This window comes from Streptomyces sp. NPDC001153, from assembly GCF_053598315.1.
The window spans coordinates 106397-126556 of record NZ_JBSFJZ010000011.1; the positions used below are offsets into that span (position 1 = coordinate 106397).

16 protein-coding genes and 1 pseudogene are annotated in these 20160 nt (G+C 72.4%); 13 read left to right on the top strand and 4 right to left on the bottom strand.

Features of this window, described 5'->3' with window-relative positions; translation table 11 throughout:
- Nucleotides 1–37: 37 nt before the first annotated feature.
- Genes ACWDEN_RS14935 through ACWDEN_RS14965 form a run of 7 tightly spaced genes read left to right on the top strand, consistent with a single transcriptional unit; the run spans nucleotide 38 to nucleotide 7576 of the window.
- A complete protein-coding gene (locus ACWDEN_RS14935) occupies nucleotides 38–928 on the top strand; it encodes an acetaldehyde dehydrogenase (acetylating) (RefSeq protein ID WP_351608692.1) in 891 nt (296 codons plus the stop codon).
- Complete coding sequence (gene dmpG, locus ACWDEN_RS14940; protein ID WP_266529219.1) at nucleotides 925–1980, top strand: 4-hydroxy-2-oxovalerate aldolase; 1056 nt, start codon at nucleotides 925–927, stop codon at nucleotides 1978–1980. Before ACWDEN_RS14935 ends, dmpG begins: the two co-directional genes overlap by 4 nt.
- Nucleotides 1974–3254 (top strand): DegT/DnrJ/EryC1/StrS aminotransferase family protein, encoded by a 1281-nt coding sequence (locus ACWDEN_RS14945; RefSeq protein WP_450859231.1) that lies wholly within the window; start codon nucleotides 1974–1976, stop codon nucleotides 3252–3254. The genes dmpG and ACWDEN_RS14945 overlap by 7 nt, the downstream gene beginning before the upstream one ends.
- The gene (locus ACWDEN_RS14950; protein ID WP_450859233.1) at nucleotides 3251–4420 is read left to right on the top strand and encodes an FAD-dependent oxidoreductase; all 1170 of its coding nucleotides are present in this window, start codon (nucleotides 3251–3253) and stop codon (nucleotides 4418–4420) included. Before ACWDEN_RS14945 ends, ACWDEN_RS14950 begins: the two co-directional genes overlap by 4 nt.
- Nucleotides 4421–4450: 30 nt before the next feature.
- Entirely contained in the window at nucleotides 4451–6136 is a 1686-nt protein-coding gene (locus ACWDEN_RS14955) for an AMP-binding protein (protein ID WP_450859235.1), read from the top strand.
- Nucleotides 6133–7365, top strand: a complete 1233-nt coding sequence (locus ACWDEN_RS14960; protein ID WP_450859237.1) for a cytochrome P450 — start codon at nucleotides 6133–6135, stop codon at nucleotides 7363–7365. Before ACWDEN_RS14955 ends, ACWDEN_RS14960 begins: the two co-directional genes overlap by 4 nt.
- Nucleotides 7366–7381: 16 nt before the next feature.
- Entirely contained in the window at nucleotides 7382–7576 is a 195-nt protein-coding gene (locus ACWDEN_RS14965; RefSeq protein WP_351608710.1) for a ferredoxin, read from the top strand.
- A gap of 105 nt (nucleotides 7577–7681) precedes the next feature.
- On the opposite strand, the gene ACWDEN_RS14970 is transcribed toward ACWDEN_RS14965, so the two are convergent.
- Complete coding sequence (locus tag ACWDEN_RS14970) at nucleotides 7682–8308, bottom strand: 2OG-Fe(II) oxygenase (protein ID WP_450859239.1); 627 nt, start codon at nucleotides 8306–8308, stop codon at nucleotides 7682–7684.
- Between the two features lie 234 nt (nucleotides 8309–8542).
- On the opposite strand from ACWDEN_RS14970, the gene ACWDEN_RS14975 reads away from it, so the two are divergent.
- From ACWDEN_RS14975 to ACWDEN_RS15000, 6 genes are read left to right on the top strand one after another with little or no spacing between them, the layout of a single operon-like run.
- Complete coding sequence (locus tag ACWDEN_RS14975; protein ID WP_450859241.1) at nucleotides 8543–9199, top strand: 2OG-Fe(II) oxygenase; 657 nt, start codon at nucleotides 8543–8545, stop codon at nucleotides 9197–9199.
- A gap of 32 nt (nucleotides 9200–9231) precedes the next feature.
- Entirely contained in the window at nucleotides 9232–10596 is a 1365-nt protein-coding gene (locus ACWDEN_RS14980; protein WP_450859243.1) for a B12-binding domain-containing radical SAM protein, read from the top strand.
- The gene (locus ACWDEN_RS14985; RefSeq protein ID WP_351608721.1) at nucleotides 10593–11717 is read left to right on the top strand and encodes a pyridoxal phosphate-dependent aminotransferase; all 1125 of its coding nucleotides are present in this window, start codon (nucleotides 10593–10595) and stop codon (nucleotides 11715–11717) included. Before ACWDEN_RS14980 ends, ACWDEN_RS14985 begins: the two co-directional genes overlap by 4 nt.
- Nucleotides 11714–12448, top strand: a complete 735-nt coding sequence (locus ACWDEN_RS14990) for a tyrosine-protein phosphatase (protein WP_351608723.1) — start codon at nucleotides 11714–11716, stop codon at nucleotides 12446–12448. Before ACWDEN_RS14985 ends, ACWDEN_RS14990 begins: the two co-directional genes overlap by 4 nt.
- Nucleotides 12449–12458: 10 nt before the next feature.
- Nucleotides 12459–13100 (top strand): prolyl hydroxylase family protein, encoded by a 642-nt coding sequence (locus ACWDEN_RS14995; protein WP_351608726.1) that lies wholly within the window; start codon nucleotides 12459–12461, stop codon nucleotides 13098–13100.
- The gene (locus ACWDEN_RS15000; RefSeq protein ID WP_450859247.1) at nucleotides 13097–16321 is read left to right on the top strand and encodes an MFS transporter; all 3225 of its coding nucleotides are present in this window, start codon (nucleotides 13097–13099) and stop codon (nucleotides 16319–16321) included. The genes ACWDEN_RS14995 and ACWDEN_RS15000 overlap by 4 nt, the downstream gene beginning before the upstream one ends.
- Nucleotides 16322–16416: 95 nt before the next feature.
- Here ACWDEN_RS15000 and ACWDEN_RS15005 read toward each other — a convergent pair whose 3' ends face one another.
- The 3 genes and pseudogenes from ACWDEN_RS15005 to ACWDEN_RS15015 all read right to left on the bottom strand — a co-directional run bounded on the left by ACWDEN_RS15005 (nucleotide 16417) and on the right by ACWDEN_RS15015 (nucleotide 20135).
- The gene (locus ACWDEN_RS15005) at nucleotides 16417–16935 is read right to left on the bottom strand and encodes a Dyp-type peroxidase (RefSeq protein ID WP_450859373.1); all 519 of its coding nucleotides are present in this window, start codon (nucleotides 16933–16935) and stop codon (nucleotides 16417–16419) included.
- A pseudogene (locus tag ACWDEN_RS15010) lies at nucleotides 16839–17201 on the bottom strand (Dyp-type peroxidase domain-containing protein); the annotation flags it as partial. The gene ACWDEN_RS15005 and the pseudogene ACWDEN_RS15010, both read right to left, overlap by 97 nt.
- 921 nt (nucleotides 17202–18122) lie before the next feature.
- Complete coding sequence (locus ACWDEN_RS15015; protein WP_450859249.1) at nucleotides 18123–20135, bottom strand: beta-galactosidase; 2013 nt, start codon at nucleotides 20133–20135, stop codon at nucleotides 18123–18125.
- Nucleotides 20136–20160: the final 25 nt, after the last annotated feature.

Sequence of the window (20160 nt, forward strand, 5' to 3'; positions counted from 1 at the left end):
CGGATCACGCCGCACCTTGACGGAAAGGCGACCGTACATGCAAGCAACTGGACGGCTGTCCGTATCGGTCCTCGGCGCCGGACTCATCGGTATGGACCTGGTGACCAAGATCATGCGCTCGGACTGTCTCGACCTGCGGCTCGTCGCGGGGCGGCACGACGCCGCCGAGCTGCGGCGGGCGGCCCGGCGCGGGCTGCCGGTGGCGACCGGGGGCATCCAGTCCCTCGTCGACGCCGAGGAGGACTTCGACGTGGTGTTCGACGCCACCAACGCGTCGTTCCACGCCGAGCACGCGGAGAGGCTCGCGGCGTCCGGGGCGATGATCGTCGACCTGACGCCCAGCAGGGTCGGGCAGATGATCGTCCCGTCCGTCAACCGGGAGGACATCGGCTCCCACCGCGACATCAGTATGGTGACCTGCGGCGGGCAGGCGTGCGTACCGATCCTGCACGCGATCGCGAGAGTGCACGAGATCGACTGCGTCGAGGTCGTGACCACGGCCGCCACCCTGAGCGTGGGCCGCGCCTCGCGCCTGAACCTCGACGAGTACGTGCAGACCACGCAGGACGCGATCCGCTGGTTCACCGGCGTCGAGGACGTGAAGGCGCTCGTCAACATCAGCCCCGCCCGGCCCGCGGCCACCTTCAGGGTCGCCATGTACCTGCGGGGCCGGGACCTCACCACCGACTCGGTGCGCGCGCTGGTGACGAGAGCGGCTGACGAGATCCGTACGTACGTCAAGGGATTCGGCGTCAGCGTGTGCACCGTCAACGACTCCACGGCCTTCGTCTCCGTGGAGGTCACCTCGTCCGGCGACCGGCTGCCGCACTACGCCGGGAATCTCGACATCATCAATTCCGCCGCGATCCAGGCCGCCGAGTGTTACGCGGCGGACCGGCTCGCACTGGCAGGCAGGGAGACGGCATGAGCCAGGAAGCGGGCAGGCCGGTCCAGATCCACGACCCGACGCTGCGCGACGGCCAGCACGCCGTGCGGCACAGCCTCGGCGCGGAGCAGTTCCGCGCCTATCTGAAGGCCGCGGACGCCGCGGCCGTCCCGGTCGTCGAGGTCGGCCACGGCAACGGGCTGGCCGCCTCGTCCCTCCAGGTCGGCCGGGCCCGGCTGAGCGACGACGAGATGATGTCGATCGCCCGGGAGACCCTGACGACCAGCAAGCTCGGGGTCCTCATGTTCCCGGGCTGGGCCACCACCCAGGACATCAAGAACGCCCTCGCGTACGAGGTCGACCTGGTACGCATCGCGACGCACTGCACCGAGGCCAGCGTCGCCGAGCGGCACCTCGGCTTCCTGCGCGACGAGGGCGTGGAGGCGCACGGCATCCTCCTGATGACGCACATGGCGAGCCCCGACCAGCTCGCCGAGGAGTGCGCGCGCCTGGTCGGGTACGGCGCCACCGGCGTGGGCATCCTCGACTCCTCGGGGCACTTCCTGCCCTCGGACGTCACCGCCCGCATCGGGGCAATCTGCGCCGCCGTCGACGTGCCGGTGATGTTCCACGGGCACAACAACCTCGGCATGGCCGTGGCGAACTCGATCGCGGCGGCTCAGGCGGGGGCCGGCATCCTCGACGCGTGTGCCCGGGGCTTCGGCGCCGGCGCCGGCAACACCCAGCTGGAGGTCCTGGTGCCGGTGCTGGAACGGCTGGGGTTCCGGACGGGCATCGACCTGTACCGGCTCCTGGACGCCGCGGACATCGCCGGGCGGGAGCTGATGCCGGCGCCGCCCACCATCGACTCCGTCTCCATCGTCAGCGGGCTGGCCGGCGTGTTCTCCGGGTTCAAGAAACCGGTGCTCGACATCGCAGCGCGGGAAGGGGTCGACCCGCGCGACGTCTTCTTCGAACTCGGCAGGCGTCAGGTGGTCGCGGGCCAGGAGGACCTGATCGTGGAGGTGGCGCTGGCCCTGCGCGCCGCCCGGGACGGGGGAAGCCCGGCGGGCCGTGGGACCGGCTCATGCTGACCGTGAACGAGAACTCCCGGTACTTCGTGCCGGCCCCCGCTGTGGGAAGCATCCTCGGGGAGGCCGAGCTGGCCGCGCTGGGCGAGGTCGTCCGGTCCGGCGAGAGCCTCTCGCAAGGGCGGTGGCGAGGCGCGTTCGAGCGGGCGATGCGCGAGCACATCGGCAGCCGGTACGCGATGACCGTCACCAGCGGAACCGTCGCCGTCGCGCTCGCCGTGCACCTGCTGGACCTCGCCCCCGGTGACGAGGTCATCGTGACCCCGCAGACCTTCAAGGCGACCGCCGACCCCTTGCTGGCCCACGATGTGACGGTCCGTTTCTGCGACGTGGAGCCGGACACCCTGAACGTGGACGTCGACTCGTTCGAGTCGCTGATCACCCCGCGGACCCGGGCCCTGATCCTGGTCCACTACGGCGGCCGGCCGGCCCGCATGGACGAGATCATGCGGGTGGCCCGCCGGCACGGCGTCCGGGTGATCGAGGACTGCGCGCACGCGCTGGGTGCCCTCTACCGCGGCCGGCGGCCCGGCGTGCTCGGCGACATCGGGTGCTTCAGCTTCCACTCCAGCAAGAACATCACGACGCTCGGCGAGGGCGGGATGCTCACCTTCGACGACCCCGAGTGGGCCGAGCGCGTCGACCGCATCCGCTCCAACGCCGCCGACGGGGCCCTCGTGCCGTCACCGCTGCTCGCCGGGCCGTACAAGCGCTCGGAGCCCTGGATGATGTGGGCGGGGGACTCGTACGAGAAGGAGTGCCTGCGCATCCGCCATCCCGGGAGCAACGCCACGCTCAGCGAGGCCGGGGCGGCCGTCGGGCTCGTCCAGCTGGAGCGTCTCGGGGAGCTGGCCGGGCGGCGGCGGTGGATCGCCGGGCGGCTCGCCCAGACCCTGGCCGAGTTCCCGCACGTGCGGCTGGCCGACGTGCCCGAGGACATCCACCACCCCTACCACCTGTTCACGTTCTTCGTCCGGCCGGGGCAGGGGGTGAGCCGCGAGGAGGTGATCCACGCCCTCGAAGACGCCGGGGTCCAGATGCAGGTGCGCTACTTCCCCCTGCATCTGCGCCCCGAGTGGCGGGGCCGGGGCCACCGGCTCGGCGAGTGTCCGGTCACCGAGCGGATCTGGTTCCACGAGCAGGTCAACCTGCCCTGCTACCCGTCGATGACCGACGGCCAGGTCGAGCACCTGGTGCTGGCCCTGAAATCAGCGCTCACCGGACGGCGGGACAACGGCGAGGGCGGCACGTCGAGTTACGAGGAGGCCCGGGCATGACGGAGTCCTATGACGTGGTGGTCGTGGGAGGCGGGCCCGTCGGCCTGGCCGCCGCCTGGCAGGTCGCCGAGCGCGGCCGGCGGGTCCTGGTCCTGGAGCGGCACACGTTCTTCAACGAGTCCGTGGGCACCAGCGGCGCCGAGCGGCACTGGCGGCTCCAGTACACGCAGGAGGACCTGTTCCGCCTGACGCTGGAGACCCTTCCGCTGTGGCGCGCGCTGGAGAGCCGCTGCGAGCGCCGCCTCATCCACGAGATCGGCAGCCTCTGGTTCGGGGACGTCGACGTCGTCACCAACGAGGGCCAGATATCGGGGACCGCCGAGATGATGGACAAGCTCTCGGTGCGCTACGAGTGGCTCAAGGCCACCGACATCGAGCGGCGGTTCGGCTTCCGCGGCCTGCCCCGGGACTATGAGGGGTTCCTCCAGCCCGACGGCGGGACCATCGACGTCAGGGGGACACTGGCGGCGCTCTTCACCCTCGCCCAGGCGGCCGGCAGTGTCCTGCGCGCCGGTGAGACGGTGACGGAACTCGTGCCGGACGCGGACGGCGTGAGCGTCACCACCGACCGGGGCACCTACCGCGCCGGCAAGGTCGTACTGGCCTGCGGCCCCTACACCAACGACCTGCTGGAGCCGCTGGGGGCGCGCCTGGCGTACTCGGTGTACGAGATGGCCATCGCGGCCTACCGGCAGGCCCGGCCGGTGGACGAGGCGCCGTTCTGGTTCGCCTTCCAGCAGCCGACGCCGCAGGACACCAACCTGTTCTACGGGTTCGGCCACAACCCGTGGGCGCCCGGGGAGTTCGTGCGCTGCGGGCCGATCTTCGAGGTGGACCCGCTCGGCCACCCGTCGGCGGCCACCGGCGTCGCCGACCGGCGCCAGATGGACCGGCTCTCGGGCTGGCTGCGGGACCATCTGCCCACCGTCGATCCCGACCCGGTGCGGACCTCGACCTGCCTGGCCGTGCTGCCCACGGACCCCGAACGGCAGTTCTTCCTCGGCACCGCGCGAGACCTGATGACGCACGGGGACAAGCTCGTCGTCTACGGGGCGGGCTGGGCGTTCAAGTTCGTCCCGCTGTTCGGCCGGATCTGCGCCGACCTGGCCGTGGACGACTCCACCGCGTACGACATCTCACGGCTCGCCCCGCAGTCGGCTGACTGACGTGGCCGCGAGAAAGGAAGGTGACAGGGCGTGAACTCATTCCGCCCCGAGGACCCCGGCCTCCCGAGAGTCCCGCCGGACCGCGCGCGGGAGTACCGCGACCGCGGGTGGTGGCGTCCCGAGCGGGTCGACCGGCTGGTGCTGCGGCACGTCGACGAGGACCCCGGGAAGGAGGCCGTCCAAGGCCCCGGCGGCCGGCTGACCCGGCGTGAGCTGGCGGACGCCGTCGCCGGCGCCGCCGCCCGGCTGTCCGCCCTGGGGATCGCGCGCGGGGACCGTGTCCTGGTCCAGCTCCCCAACGACCTGGAGCTGGTCGTCCTGCCGCTGGCGCTGATGCGGCTGGGCGCCCACCCGGTCATGGCGGTACCCACGCTGCGCCGCCGCGAGCTGCTGGCGGCCGTGGCGGCCACCCGGCCCACGGCCGTGGCCGTACCGCGCCGCTGGCAGCGCTTCGACCATGTCGCGCTGGCGAGGGAGCTGCGGGAGAGCTGCCCGGGCATCCGGCACATCCTGGTCGCCGACCGCACCTCGGACACGGTTCCGGAAGACACCGAGGACCTGGTCGAGCTGTGCCGTCCGGACCCCGGGGCAAGTCCCCTGCCCGACCTGGGGCCGCCGCTGGCCGACGAGCCCGCCGTCTTCCTGCTGTCCAGCGGGACCACCGGCCCGCCGAAGGCGATCGCGCGCGCCCACGAGGGCTACGGCTACATGATCCGGACGGCCGCCCGGTGGGCCGGGCTGTCGCCGGACACGGTCTACCTCGCCGTCATGTCGGGGGCGCACGGATTCGTCCTCAACTGCCCCGGCATCTTCGGCGTCCTGGCCTTCGGCGGCCGGGTGGTCCTGGGCTCGCCGGGAGATCCCGGCGCGGCGCTCGACCTCGTCGACCGGGAGGGGGTGACGCACACGACGCTGGTACCCGCGCTGGTCACCCAGTGGCTGAACGAGGTCCGGCAGCGGGGCCGCGGGCCGACGTCGCTGCGCGTGATGCAGGCCGGCGGCGCCCGTCTGGAGCCCGCCCCGGCGGCCGAGGCGCACCAGCTGCTCGGCTGCACGGTGCAGCAGTGCTACGGCATGAGCGAGGGGCTGCTGACCTACACCGCACTGGACGACCCCGCTGACATCATCACCCACACCCAGGGGCGCCCGGCCTCACCCGGCGACGAGATCCGCATCGTGGCCGAGGACGGCACCGAGGTGGCCCCCGGCGAGACGGGAGAGCTGCTGACCAGGGGCCCGTACACGGTCGCCGGGTACTACGCGGCACCGGAGGCCGACGCGCGCGCCTTCACCGACGACGGCTTCTACCGCACCGGCGACCTGGCACGCCTCCACCCCTCGGGCGGGCTGGTGGTGGAGGGCCGGATCGGCGACGTCATCAACCGCGGCGGGGAGAAGATCTCCGCCGGGGAGATCGAATCGCTGCTCGCCGAGCACCCCTTGCTGCGGGCGGTCGCGGCGGTCGCGATGCCGCACCCGGTGTGGGGGCAGACGGTCTGCGTCTTCGCCGTCCCCTCCGACCCGGAGAAACAGCCGACGCTGCTGGGCCTGCGCCGCTTCCTCACCGAGCACGGAATCGCCACGTACAAACTGCCCGAGGAATTAAGGGTGGTGGACGCCCTCCCGATGATCGGCGTCGGCAAGATCAACCGGGTCGCGCTGCGCGCGGCGGCAGCGGACCGGCAGGCCCGAGAGGAACGGGAACCCATCCCATGACCGAGACACTCGACCACGACATTCCGTCGTTCCCGATGGCCCGCGAGTGCCCCATGCACCCGCCCGCCGAGTACCGCAAGCTGCGCGGGCAGGAGCCGGTCAGCCGGGTCCGGATGCCCGACGGGCAGGTGGCCTGGCTGGTCACCAAGCACGAGCTGGCCCGCAGACTGCTCGCCGACCCGCGGGTCAGCGCCGACCGCCTGCACCCGGCGTTCCCGGGCCGGCTGACCGCCGAGCAGCGCGCGGCGGCCGAGCGCGTGCGCCGGCTCAGCACCCGGCGGTCCATGATCCACCTGGACGGGGCCGAGCACGGGGCCCACCGCAAGATCCTGACCGGCGAGTTCTCGCTGCGCCGGATCGCCGCGCTGCGCCCGCGCGTCCAGGAGATCGTCGACCGGAGCATCGACGAGTTGCTGGCCGCGCCGCAGCCCGCCGACCTCGTCGAGCACGTGTCGCAGGCGGTGCCGTCGCTGGTGATCTGCGAGCTGCTGGGCGTGCCCCACGAGCAGCGCCGCGACTTCCACGAGTGGGCGGGCATGCTGGTCAGCCGGTCCGTGTCGATACGGGAGCGCGCCGCGGCCTCCGACTCGCTCAACGACTTCCTGGAGGACCTCGTCACCGAGAAGGAGCGGGGCGAGCCCACCGACGACCTGATCGGCCGGCTCATCGCGCGCAACCGGCAGACACCGGTCATGACGCACGACGAGATCGTCGGCACCGCCGTCATGCTGCTGATCGCCGGGCACCAGACCACCGCGAACATGATCTCGCTGGGCGTGGTCGCGCTGCTGGAGAACCCGGAGCACAGGGCGCGGATCGCGGCCGACCCCGCGCTGCTGCCCCCGGCGATCGAGGAGATGCTGCGCTACTTCAGCGTCGTGGAGAACGCGCCCGCCCGGGTCGCCACCGAGGACATCGAGATCGGCGGCGTCACGATCCGCAAGGACGAGGGCATCGTCGTGTCCGGCCTGGCCGCCGACTGGGACGACGAGGTCTTCGAGCACCCGGACCGGCTCGACTTCGAGCGCGGCGCGCGCCACCACGTCGCCTTCGGGTACGGGGTCCACCAGTGCCTCGGGCAGAACCTGGCCCGGGTGGAGCTGGAGGTCGTGTTCGAGACGCTGCTGCGGCGGGTGCCGGACCTGTCGCTGGCCGTGCCGGCCAAGGAGCTGCCGTACAAGGACGACGCCGGGATCTACGGCATCTACCGGGTGCCGGTGCACTGCTGAGGGAAGGGGCACGCCCGTGCACATCACCACGGACAGGGAGCGGTGCGTCGGTGCCGCCCAGTGCGTTCTGGCGGCGCCCGCCGTCTTCGACCAGGACGAGGAGGGGCTGGTCGCGCCGCTGACGGTGGATCCGGCCGGGGCGGACGGGCCGGCCGTCCGTCAGGCGGTCCACCTGTGCCCGTCGTCGGCCATCCGGATCGACGAGGAGTGACCGGCGGGAGCGTAGAGGTCCACCGACGGAAGCCGCCGTCCGAGACAGCTCGGGCGGCGGCTTCCGTCGGTGTTTGGCTGTCGGTGTCCGGCCGGGGTTCGCCGGCTACTCGAAGAAGTCCATGACGACCGACCGCCGCACCAGGCCCCGCCCCGCGCTGACCGGCGCCATCTGGTGCCAGGACGAGGGCGAAGCCGAGTACAACCAGGCGGTGCCTCCCGTCGGGGACATCGTCGAGGCGGGGCCGGCCGACCTGTCCGGGCCGGACCAGTACTCCTGTTCTCCGCCGCCGTCGGCCGGCCAGTGCTCGTTGGTGTGCAGCGCGAAGGCGAGTCTCTTGTGCTGTTTGCCGACGTTGAGGTCCTCGAAGTCGCCGTCGCAGTGGTGGTAGATCTCGGCCCGGCGGTGGAGCCCGGTGGTGTCCACCCCGGTCTCGCGGCGCAGCCAGTCGGTGAACTCGTCGGACAGCAGGTCGGTGACCAGTTCGCGCCAGGGCGCCGCCAGAGGGATGTCATCGGGGGTGAGGCCGGTCTTGTTGTCGGCGAACGGCAGCACGGACGAGCGGTAGCGGCGCCGTACGTCACCGGTCGAGGTGTCGATCCGCTGGAACAGGCCCGCGTCCGGCGCGGTGGCGCCGAGGTCGGCCAGGTCGCGCGCGCAGATCAGACCGGCGCCGCGGAAGTACCTGAAGGGGTGGTCCCACGTTTCGAGCCGGACGTCCAGGTTGATCAAGACTCACACCTCTCAGCGGCCGGCGTGTGCACCGGTTCGGGTATCAGGGCTGCCCCGCCAGTCTCACCGCCGCGCTTGCCGTGTGATGGCGCGCCGGTTTGCGAAGACCTTGCCGATCCCCGGCAGCGGCCGGGCAGCGAACCGACAAGGGGTCGGCAGGGGCCCGCGTACAGGCTGTGGCCAGGTCGGGCCCCGGCCGTCCCGGGACCCCCGCATCGACCCGAAGGAGACACCGTGGTGCTGACGCTCGACTCGGCGCTGGAGGAACGTACCCAGCCGTTCCAGCTCTTCCGCGGCCGTGACCTGCTCGACGACGGGCAGCTGAAGGAGTTGCTCGCGACCATGCCGACCGCCGACGTCGCGAAGATCGCGGTCGAGGACCCCAAGCACGAGAAGCAGTACCGGATGAACCTCGTGGACCTCATCGTCCTGGAGAAGGAAGCCCCGGTCTTCCCCCGCCTGCCCGCGATCTGGCGCGACCTCGTGGAGGACCTGCGGGGCGCCGAGTTCACCGCCTGGCTGGAGAAGTCGACCGGGATCGCGCTGGCCGGCCTGCAACGCAGCATCGGCCTCTACACCCACCGCAACGGCGACTACCTGTCGGTGCACAAGGACAAGCCGACCAAGGCGATCACCGTGATCCTCTACCTGAACCGTGACTGGCCCATCGAGGCGGGCGGGCAGTTCCAGATCTTCGCGTCCCCCAAGGCGGGCCCCACGGAGGAGATCAGCCCGGTCGGCGGCCAACTGCTCGCCTTCCCGCCCACCGACAAGTCGTGGCACGCGGTCTCGAAGATCGAGCACCCGGAGGGGACCGAGCGGATCACGGTCCAGATCGAGTACTGGCTGACCACCGGGCTCGCCGGCTCCGCGTACCGGCCGCAGAACTGACCGTCCGGCGCCCGGCACCGAAAGGACCCCCCATGGGAAAGATTGTGGACGAACCCCGGAAGATCCTCGTGATCTGGCCGCCGCAGGTGCTCAGCTACTTCAACGCGGGGCACCACCTCGCGCTTTACCAGGTCACCGGTCACCTGCGCGCCGTCTACCCGGGCGCCCAGGTGACCGCCATCGACGCCAGTGTCGAGCGGCTGACGTGGAAGGACCTCGGCAGCAGGCTCTTCCAGGAGCGGTACGACGTGATCGCCGTGATGAACGAGTTCGACGGCATCGACGGACTGCGCCGGCTCGTCTCCTACGCGCGGGCGCTGAACCCCGACGCCCCGATCGTCACGTTCGGCAGGCTGTCCGGGGTCAACCCCCGCTTCTTCGAGCGCTTCGACATCGACGCGATCGTGGAGACCGGCGACTTCGAGGCCGGTGTCGGCGCCGCGATCGAGACCTTCCGGGGCCGTGCGTCGGACGCGGCGGGGGTGCACCTGCGGCGCGACGGCTCCTGGGCCGCTCCGAAGCGCCGCGGTGACCTGCTTCCGGCTGAGGACTGGTACCTGCCGACGCCCGACGAGATCCCGTACGGGCACTACGACGCCCTCTACTTCGACGACGCGAACAAGTTCTGCGGCATCCCGCGCCGCCGCGAACTGGTCGTCCCGGCGGCTCGCGGGTGCCCGGTCGGCTGCTCCTACTGCGAGGTGCCGCTGATCTACACGAGGAAGGAACGGCGGCTCACGGTCGAGCGGACGCTCCGGTACATCGAGGAGTCGTTCGCCGCGGCGCCGTTCGAGTACGTGGCGTTCTACGCGCCGACGTTCACGCTGGACAAGAAGTGGATGGAGGAGCTCTGCCGGGAGCTGACCGGCCGGGGGTCCCCGTACCCGTGGAAGTGCGCGACGACGATCCACCACCTCAGCGAGGGGATGATCCGGTCGATGGGGGCGGCCGGCTGCGTCCGGATCAGCGTCGGTCTGGAGACGCTCGACCCGCAGGAGGGCGCGTTGCTGCCCCGGCCGAAGCAGAAGTCCGCGATGGACCTCGACCGGCTCTCGGCCTGGTGCAAGGAGTCGGGCATCGAGCTGAACTGCTTCGTCATCGTCGGACTGCCCGGCACCACGATCGAGGGTGCCGAGCGGACCATCGAGGCCGTCCAGGAGCGCGGGGGCCGGGCCCGGCCGACCGTGTACGCCCCCTGGGAGCTCGCGGGCCCCGACCTCCTCGATCACGAGATGGCCGCGTTCAACCGGCAGTTGTTCGTGCCGGGCACCCACGCGCTGACCGACGAGGAGCTGGCCCGGGGCTACGACATCGTCTTCGGCAGCCAGCCGGACGTCACGCAGGTGTTCGAGAACATCCCTGCCCGCGCCGCCGGCCCGGCCCTGCGCCCGGCATGAGGGACGAGACGCTCGTGACGGCGCGGGAAGGGGCGGGCTCCCCCTTCCTGCGGGAGAGCGCCGGCCGGTTCCGCAGCCGGCGCGTCCGGGTCCCCGACGAGATCAACCTCAAGAACTGCGGGCTGCTCGACAGCCGGGCGGCGGCGGTGCACCGGGCCACGCTGGATCGGTTCGACCCGAACGACGTGCTGACCTACCCCATCCTCCAGCCGGTCTACGGCATGCTGGCCGACCGGTTCGGGGTGGACGTCGACTCGCTCGTGCTCACCGCGGGCAGCGATCCGGGGCTGAACCTGCTGACCCGGGCGTTCCCGGAGGTGTCGCGGATCGTCCTGCACCAGCCGAACTTCGACGGCTGGGCGAAGTTCGCGGCGATCTCGGGCTGTGTCCTCGACCCGGTCGCCCCGGACCCGGAGACCGGCCTGTTCGACCTCCGTGACCTGGCGCGGCGGCTGCGCGCGGGTGCGCCGGCGTTCGTCGTCGTCACCACCCCGCACAGCTTCACCGGGCAGGTGCACGGTGCGGAGGAGCTGGCCGAGCTGGCGGACGCCGTGGCGGAGCACGGCAGTCTCCTGGTCGTGGACACCGCCTACCTGGCGTTCACCGAGGGCGGCGAGGAGCTGGTGCGCGGGCTCGCCGGTCTGCGGCACGTCGTCCGCGTCAACACGTTCTCCAAGTGCTATGGCCTGTCGGGTGCCCGGATCGCGGTGACGGTCGCGCACCCGGCGACCGCCCGGCACCTGTTCGACCTGGACCCGGAGGGCTCGGTCTCCGCTCTGGCGGTCGCGCTGCTGCGGCGTTCGCTGGAGGAGCAGGCCGTCTTCACCGGGATCTGGGCCGACGTGCGACGGCTGCGGGAGCGGTTCGCGGCCGAGGTCGAGCGCGCGGTGCCCGGCTGGCGCGCCCGGCCGAGCGGCGGGAACTTCGTGACCTGGGACGTCCCCGACCCGACGGCCGCCGAGGCCGCGAGCCGGCACCTCCTGGAGCGGGGGATCGTCGTACGGGACCTGTCGGGCGCGCCGGGGCTGCCGGCCGCCGTCCGTATCGCGGTCGCGAACGAGGCCGTCGTCCGTCAGGTCGTCGCCGCCCTGAGCGACCGGTACCGCGAAGGGATGGCATGAACACCCGGAGGATCATGGTCCCGGGCCTGCCCAACGTGCGTGACCTGGGCGGGCTGCGCGGTCCCGGCGGGGGGTACCTGCGGCGGGGGCTCCTCGTCCGGGGGCCGGCGCCGTCGCCGGAGACGGCGCCGGCGCTGGGCGGGCTGGGCATCCGTACCGTCGTCGACCTGCGCCTGGAGGAGGAACGCCGGCAGTACCGGGGGCCCGAGTGCACGGGCGCGACCGTGCTGCCTCGGCCCGTGGCCGGCGACATGAGCCGTATCCGGGGCAATGTGCGGCCCCGGCCCAGCGACTACCTCGCGAACTACCGCGACATGCTGACCAGGGCGGCGCCGGTCGCGGCGGAGATCGTGGACCTGCTCGCCGACGGGGCGGAGGTCCCCGTCTACATCTGCTGCGCGATGGGCAAGGACCGCACCGGCGTGGTCAGCGCCCTGGTCCTGCGGGCGCTCGGGGTGCGGACGGCGGACGTCGCCCGGGACTACGCCCTGACCGCCCGCGCCTACCGCGCCCTGCGCGGCGCCGACGCCCGCCCGGGCTGGACCCGCGAGGACACCCTCGCGCAACTGCGGCTGCGGACCTCCACGCCGGCGGCGACGATGCGCTCGCTGATCGCCGGGATCGAAGCCGAACACGGCAGCGTCGCCCGGCTGCTCACGCTCCACGGCCTCCGGGAGGAGACCCGGCTGCGCACGGTCGCCGGCGCGTTCACCCACCCCGTCCACCTGTGAGGAAGAAGACGTGTCCCTCGTCGACATCGAGACCATCAGCGGGGCCGAGCTGGAACAGGACCCGTTCGGCCACGCCGTGATCCCCCGCTCGTTCGTCACGGACGCCGTCGCCGAGAGCCTGCGCGGCGAGTTCAGCGACGACGGCTTCGAGGAGTCCGAGCGCACGGACCTGAACCGGTCCGACAAGCAGTACCGGATGTTCAACCGCAACCTCGTCACCGCCGGCGCGGTCGACGAGGGCCAGGTGCGCACGCTCCCCGCGAACTGGCGGCAGCTCGTCGCGGACGTCGTCTCCCGGCCCTACCGCGAGGCGCTGTCCGCGCTCACCGGCGTGGACCTGGAACGGTGCCTGGTCGAGGCCCGCATGACCCGCTACGCCCGGGGGTGCTGGATCGAGCCGCACACCGACCGCCCGGACAAGGCGGTGACCCACCTCTTCTACTTCAACGACGGGTGGGACCCGCGGTGGAGCGGTGACCTGCGGCTGCTGCGCAGCGCCGACATGGACGACTGCGCGAAGCGGGTGGCGCCGACCACCGGGACGTCCGTCGTGCTCGTCCGCTCGGACCGGTCCTGGCACGGCGTCCCGCCGGTCGCCGACACCTGCCCCGTGGACCGGCGGGCGCTGCTCGTGCACTTCGTCCGCCCGTGACCCCGTTCCGGATCGGCCGGGGGCGGGAGACGCCCGGGAAGCGCACCTACCTGGTGGCGCTGACCGTCGACTGCGTGGGCAACGGCCTGTGGACGCCGGTCGCGTTGATCTTCTTCACCCGGGGGCAGCACCTCCCCCTGGCGCACGTCGGTGCCGCGCTGACGGTCGGCGGGCTCCTCGGCCTGCTGGCGGGGCCGGTGAACGGCCTGCTGGTGGACCGGTGGGGCCCGGCGAACGGCGCGGCCCTGAGCTACGCCGTGCGCACCGGGGTGTTCGCGCTGTTCCCCTTCGTCTCCGCGACTTGGCAGGTCGGCGTGCTCGCCGTCGTCGCGGTCGGCGCGGACCGGCTGTTCTGGACGGCCAGCACCCCGCTGCTGGCCCGGTTGGTCCCGGCCGAGGCGCTCCTCGGCGTGCTGAGCACGGCGAGCGTGCTGAAGGTCGGCGGGTGGGCGGCGGGCGGCGCGATGGGCGCGGCCGCCGGGAGCCTGCTGATCGACAGCGGTACGGGACTGCACCTGGTCGCGTACGCCAACGGCCTCACCTACGCGGCGGCCATGGGCCTGGTGCTCACGGTGCGCCGGCACGTCCGGCCGTCCCCCGGGGCCGAGCCCTCGGCCGACGGGCGGGCGTGGCGGTGGCGCGACTTGCGGGACGACCCCGGGTTCCTGCGGCTGTGCCTGCTGACGCTGTTGCTGGCGTTCGTCTCCGACTGCCTGACGACGATGCTCCCGGTGGTTGCCGTCGTGGTGCTGGGGCAGCCGTCGTGGGTGCCGGGGGTGGTGATCGCCGTCGCCTGCGTGGCGATGGCCGTGGCCCGGCGGCCCGCGGTCGCCTACGCGCAGCGCGTCTCCGCCCCGCCGGCGTTGCGCCTGGCGGCCTGCTTCTTCACCCTGGCGGCCCTGGTCATGGCACCGTCCGGCTGGACGGGGCCGTCCACCACCGCGGTCGTCCTCGGCGCGGCGCTGATCGGCACGCTCGGCGACGCGCTGTTCGCCCCCGTCGTCACCACGACGGCGAACGCCGCCGCGCCGCCCGGTCTGGAGGGCCGCTACAACGCGACGTTCCAGACGTCCTTCGGGATCGCGGGCGCCGTCGCCCCGGCGGCCGGGACGGTGCTGCTGGCCCACGGGAACGCCGTCCTGTGGCTCGGCCTGGCCGTCGTCTGCGCGGGGACGGCCCTGTCGGCCGGGTTCCTCACGCGGCCGACGCGGCCGGTGGCGCCCGGGCAGGCACCGATGCGGCGGATCGTCGTCGGCGGGATCTCCGGCGCGGGCAAGACCACGCTGGCCGCCGCCCTCGCCGGGGCGCTGGACATCCGGCACATCGAGATGGACGCGCTCTACCACGGGCCCGGGTGGACCCACCGCGCGGAGTTCGCGGACGACGTGGAGCGCGCCACGCGGGCACCGGCGTGGATCTGCGACGCCCAGTACCACTGGGTCGTCGGCGACCTGCTCGGCGAGCGCGCCGACACGTTCGTCTGGCTCGACCTGCCCCGCCGGACCGTCATGCGCCGCGTTCTGCGGCGCTCGGTGGTCCGCGCCGCCACCGGCCGGGAGCTGTGGCACGGCAACCGGGAGACCTGGCGGTCGATGCTGCGCAACCCGCGCCACCCGCTGCGCTGGGCCTGGTCCCAGCACGCCACCCGGCGGGCCGAGACGGCCGCTTTCCTCGGCCTGCACCCCGGCCTCGCCGTCGTCCACCTGACCAGTGCGAGTCAAGCGCGGCAGTGGCTGCGTTCGATCGAGCACCGGCCCCTTTCGCCCGCCCCCTCACCACTCAGCGCAGGAGGTACCCCCATGCAGGACCGTCGGCGAGAACCCGCTCCCCCGGGCGAGCCGCTGCTGGAGATCCACGGCGGGAACCGGCTCTCCGGGTCCGTCCGCACCTCCGGGTTCAAGCACTCCCTGGTCACCACGGTGGCCGCCGCGGCCACCGCGAGCGCGCCGGTGCGCATCGGGAACTGCCCGGACATCGTCGAGACGACGGTGCTGGGCGAGATCTTCCGCGCGGCGGGCGCGCACGCGCACTACGACGGGCCGGCCGAGACGTTCACCGTCGACGCGTCCGCCTGGGACCGCGCGGAGCTGCCGGCCGATCTCGTCGGCCGCATCCACGGCTCGCTCTACCTGCTGCCCGCCCTCGTCTCGCGCAACGGCGTGGCCCGGCTGCCCGCGAGCGGCGGCTGCACGATCGGCGAAGGCCCGCGCGGCAGGCCAGTCGAGCACATGCTGGACGTGATGGGGCGGTTCGGGGTCACCACCCGGCTGACGGCGGACGGCTCCGTGGACCTCACCGCGCAGCGGCTCACGCCGTGCACCATCGACATGCTCGACTACACGCGCAACAAGGCGCTCATGAGCGGGCCCTGCTACAGCGGTGCGGTCAAGACCGCGCTGCTGATGGGCGCGGTCACGCAGGGGACGACCACGCTGCACCACCCGTACCTCAAGCCCGACGTGACCGACATGGTCACCGTGCTCCGTGACCTCGGCGCCGACATCGAGTTCGCCGGGCCCGAGACGTGGGTGATCCACGGGCGGGGCCCTCAGGCGCTGGACCGGCCCGCCGACGTCACGCTGATCCCCGACCTGATCGAGGTGGTCACCTGGATCTGCGCCGGCGTCCTGCTGGCGGACGAGCCGCTGCGGATCACCGGCCCGGGCATCGACCGCGCGGTCCACGCGCTCGCGCCCGAGTTCGACCTGCTGGACCGCATGGGGGTGCGCGTCGACGTCGGCGCCGACGAGGTGACCGCGCACCCGCTGGCGAAGCCGTTGCGGCCGGTGGAGTTCACCGCCATGTCGCGCGGCGTGTTCAGCGACAACCAGCCCTTCTTCGCCCTGCTGGCGGCGTACGCCGAAGGCCCCACCCACATCAGGGAGGCCGTCTGGGAGCACCGCTTCGGCTTCGCCCCGGAGCTGGAGGCGCTCGGCATGCGGACGGCGGTCGACGACACGGTCCTGCGCGTCGACGGCCCCTGCCCGCCGTACCGGCCCGGCACCGACCTCCACGCCACCGACCTGCGCGCCGCCGCGGTCCTGCTGCTCGCCGCGCTCGCGGTACCGGGCCGGACCACGCTGCGCAACCACCACCACCTGGCCCGCGGTTACCGCGACCTGGTCGAGGACCTGGTGAAGCTGGGCGCCGACATCCGGCACACGACGGCGCCCGACGTCCGGCCGAAGCTCACGGCGGGGGCCGGTGCGGACCCGGCCTGACGTCCTGAGCCGCGACCGCGACGGGGCCCTGCTGGAGTAAGGAGGCCCTGGGCGCGCTCGCCACCACCGCCCGTCCGGGCGGGCGCGTCCCAGCCTCATGAGTCCAGGAACCGCTCCTCCACGTACTCGCCGGGCGCCGGGGTCGGGGGGACGTACGCGAGCGCCGACGCACGGTGTTCCGTGTACGGGTGCAGGTCGTCCCTCGTCGTGAGCTGTTCCTGGACCCGGGTGAAGAGGGTGGGGTCGCGCATGTAGGCGAGGAAGAGGAGGCCCTGGTCGGCGGGTCCGTTGTCGTACGTGTAGCCCCGGCGGAGCATGCGCGCGCCGCCGTCGTAGCGGGGGCTGGCGGCGCGGACGTGGGCGTGCAGGGGGGTCGTGTAGCGGCCTTCGGGGGTTTTGGAGAAGACGTCCACGTCGTCGTGTTCGTGCCGGCGTCCAAGGGGCGCGCCGGGGTCCCGGTGCCGGCCGATCGTCTGTTCCTGGACGGTGAGGGAGAGGCTCGTGAACTCCTTCACCTTCAGGTGGATACGGCGGACCACGAGGTACGTCGCGTCGTCCGCCCAGACCCAGCGTTCGCACTCCTCGGGGTGGGGTTCTCCGTGCCGTCCTTGAATCCGCGGAGGTTGCGGGGGGTCTGGCCGGGGGGCGGGGGGAGGTGGGCGGGCTGGCGCCAGCGGGTACGGAGGGTGCCGGTGGCCTCGGTGAGGAGGGTGCAGGCCTTGGCGGTGAGGGCCTCGGGGGTGGTCGCGCAGAGCTGGAGGACCAGGTCGGGGGTCTTGTGGGTGAGGTCGTCGCCGGGGAACGGGGGAAGTTCCCGAAGCGGCTCGGGGGCTGTACGGCCCAGGCACGCGGGGAAACCGGGGCCGAACCCAAGGGTCCCGGTGAGCGCGGGGTTCTCGGGGTGCTGGAGGAGGGGGCCAGCGGGTAAGGGTTCGGACGAGGGCCTCGGTGGCCGCTCTGCCGGTCAGGTGGGGGGACTGTAAAGACGCTTGAACCCGTTAGCGGCCAGCAGAGGGGATAACGGGTGTCGCAGCAGGCCAGTCCTCGGGGAACGTTCCTGAAGGTTGCCGACTCGGTTAGGGCTCTGATCGAGGACAACTTGGAGATGACGGAACTGCCTTCCCTAGCTGAGGTCATGCGCGAACACGGTGTCTCGCGCGGCGTCGCCATCCGCGACCTCAGGCGGAAAGTCGCGAGATCTCACGCCGTGACCGGCCGCGGCGAACCGGCCTCCTGACCCGTCGGCAACCCTTGGACGTGCGTAACGGATGCCTGGTCGGCGATGACGTAAGTGTCTCCTCCTCCAACTGGGTGGAGGGCTCGGTGACGTTGGCTTGGGGACCAGCTCCGGGGACCAGTGTCCGGTGCACGGATCTGCCTCGTAGCGTCGGCCGTGGTGAAGATCTGTGCCCAGAGCGAAGATGTCGCCCTCGGGGGACGGGTAGCTGTACGGCAGTGTCCGCAGAGGTCCGGCCGGTGCATCCTGGTCATGGCGTCGACGCGTCTCACGGAGCGTCTGGCATCAGAGCCATGCCCGCGAGTGGGGACCGGTTGGGGACCACACGGTATGCGCGATGGTGCACGAGGGAGCCTTCCACTCACCTCCTGCGCCATGATTAAGTCTGCTATGTCCAGAAAATAGCCTTGACGCTCACTCCTGGGGTCAAGGGGTCGCGGGTTCAGATCCTGTCGTCCCGACTTGTGAGAGTCGTGGTTCAGGGGTGGTGCCGGAGCAGTCCGGCACCACCCCTTGATCATGTTCGGGCACCGGAGCACCCGGGGAGCCGTCCTGCTGCGAAGGTCACCGCGGTTCCCGTACGACGGCGACCTCGCCCGGTGGGACCGTCACCGAGTCGTGCAGTTCCTTGCCGGTGAGGAGTTCCGTCGCGCCCGGTCCGATCGGCACCTCCGCGCCCTGCCCGGCGTGGTCGATGACGAACAGGTAGTCCGCCTGCGGGCCGCGCCGGCGGACCACCTCCACGCCGGGCGGGGCCGTACGTACCGGTTCCACGCCCGCCTCGCCCCGTACGCGGCCCAGCAGCGCGGCCAGCGTGGCCGGGTCCGGGAGCGTGGCCAGGTACCAGGCGGTGCCCGTGCCGTGCGGGCGGCGGGTCACCGCGGGGATGCCGGACAGGGGGCCGTCGGCGTACGTGGCGACCGCCTCGGCGCCTCCCAGCCGCAGCCGCTCCGACCACAGCGTGCCCGTCGCCCCGTCCGGCACCGCACCGGAGAGAGCCACCTGCTCGTCGGGCAGCAGCGGGAACGGTTCGTCCGAGCGGACGCCCAGCACCTCGCGGAACGCGCCCGGGTAACCCCCCAGCCGCACATGGCAGTTCTCGTCCACGGCCCCGCTGTGGAAGCCCACGGCGAGGGTGCCGCCGCGCTCGGCGAACGCCGCCAGGTTCGCCGCGCCCTCGTCGTCCACCAGGTACAGGCTGGGCGCCAGGACCAGGCGGTAGGCGGACAGGTCAGCCTGCGGTCGCACGAAGTCCACGGGCACACCCGACCGCCACAGCGGCTCGTACCAGGCCCGGACCAGGTCCGCGTAGCGCAGCTCCCCGCTCGGCTGCGAGGGCAGTTCCAGGGCCCAGCGGGCGCCCCAGTCCCAGACGACCGCCACCTCGGCGGGCGAGGTGCTGCCGCGTACCTCTGCCAACGCCCGCAGGTCCGCGCCCAGTTGGACCACGTCCCGCCAGATCCGGCTGTCGGTACCCGCGTGCGGCACCATCGCCGAGTGCCACTGCTCCGCACCCGCCCTCGACTGCCGCCACTGGAAGTACGCGATGCCGTCCGCGCCGCGCGCCACGTGCGCCAGCGCGTTACGGCGCAACTCTCCAGGATTCTTCGCCCGGTTGACGGGCTGCCAGTTCACCGCGCCGGTGGAGTGCTCCATCAGCAGCCATGGGCCGCCCGCCAGGGAGCGGGTGAGGTCGCCGCTCAGCGCGATGTCGATCTGCGACTCCGGGTCGGCGGACATCAGGTAGTGGTCGTTGGAGACGATGTCCAGCTCCGGCGCCCAGCGCCAGTAGTCGAGCGCGTCGAAGTCGAACATCACCATGAAGTTGGTGGTGGCCGGGATCGACGGCGCCGCCGCCCGCAGCACGTCCCGTTCCGCCGTGCACAGCGACAGCAGCTCCTCGGAGCAGAACCGGCGCCAGTCCAGCTGGTGCGTCGGGTTGGGTACGGCGCCCGTGGCGCGCGGCGGGAGGATCTCCTCCCAGTCGCCGTACCACTGGCTCCAGAACCTCGTTCCCCAGGCGCCGTTGAGTGCCGCCAGGTCGTGGCCGTAGCGGGCCCGGAGCCAGCGGCGGAACGCGGCCGCGCTGGTGTCGCAGTAGCAGGCCGCGTTGTGGCAGCCGTACTCGTTGTGCACGTGCCACATGCGCACGGCGGGGTGGTCCGCGTACCGCTCGGCGAGCGCGCCCGCGATGCGCAGCGCGGCCTCGCGGTAGGCGGGGGAGGACGGGCAGAAGGTCTGCCGGCTGCCGTAGGAGAGGGTGCGGCCGTCGCGGTCGACCGGCAGCGCCTCCGGGTGGGCGCGGAAGAACCACGCCGGAGGCGCCGCCGTGGGCGTGGCCAGGTCGGCGGCGATGCCGTTCTCGTGCAGGAGTCCGAGGACCTTGTCCAGGTGCGAGAAGTCGTAACGACCCTCGGACGGTTCCAGCAGCGCCCAGGAGAAGATGCCGACGCTGACCAGGTTCACCCCGGCCTCGCGCATCAGGCGCATGTCCTCGGCCCACACCTCCTCGGGCCACTGCTCGGGGTTGTAGTCGCCGCCGTAGGCCAGGCCGGGGACGGACAGGGTGCGCTTCACTGTGTTCTCTTCGTTCCCTTGAACG

Bases quoted from the DNA above. Each gene is read 5' to 3' on its own strand.
- ACWDEN_RS14935 (WP_351608692.1), top strand. From the start codon at position 38: ATGCAAGCAACTGGACGGCTGTCCGTATCGGTCCTCGGCGCCGGACTC.
- ACWDEN_RS14990 (WP_351608723.1), top strand. From the start codon at position 11,714: ATGAACACCCGGAGGATCATGGTCCCGGGCCTGCCCAACGTGCGTGAC.
- dmpG (WP_266529219.1), top strand. From the start codon at position 925: ATGAGCCAGGAAGCGGGCAGGCCGGTCCAGATCCACGACCCGACGCTG.
- ACWDEN_RS14960 (WP_450859237.1), top strand. From the start codon at position 6,133: ATGACCGAGACACTCGACCACGACATTCCGTCGTTCCCGATGGCCCGC.
- ACWDEN_RS14985 (WP_351608721.1), top strand. From the start codon at position 10,593: ATGAGGGACGAGACGCTCGTGACGGCGCGGGAAGGGGCGGGCTCCCCC.
- ACWDEN_RS14950 (WP_450859233.1), top strand. From the start codon at position 3,251: ATGACGGAGTCCTATGACGTGGTGGTCGTGGGAGGCGGGCCCGTCGGC.
- ACWDEN_RS14945 (WP_450859231.1), top strand. From the start codon at position 1,974: ATGCTGACCGTGAACGAGAACTCCCGGTACTTCGTGCCGGCCCCCGCT.
- ACWDEN_RS14980 (WP_450859243.1), top strand. From the start codon at position 9,232: ATGGGAAAGATTGTGGACGAACCCCGGAAGATCCTCGTGATCTGGCCG.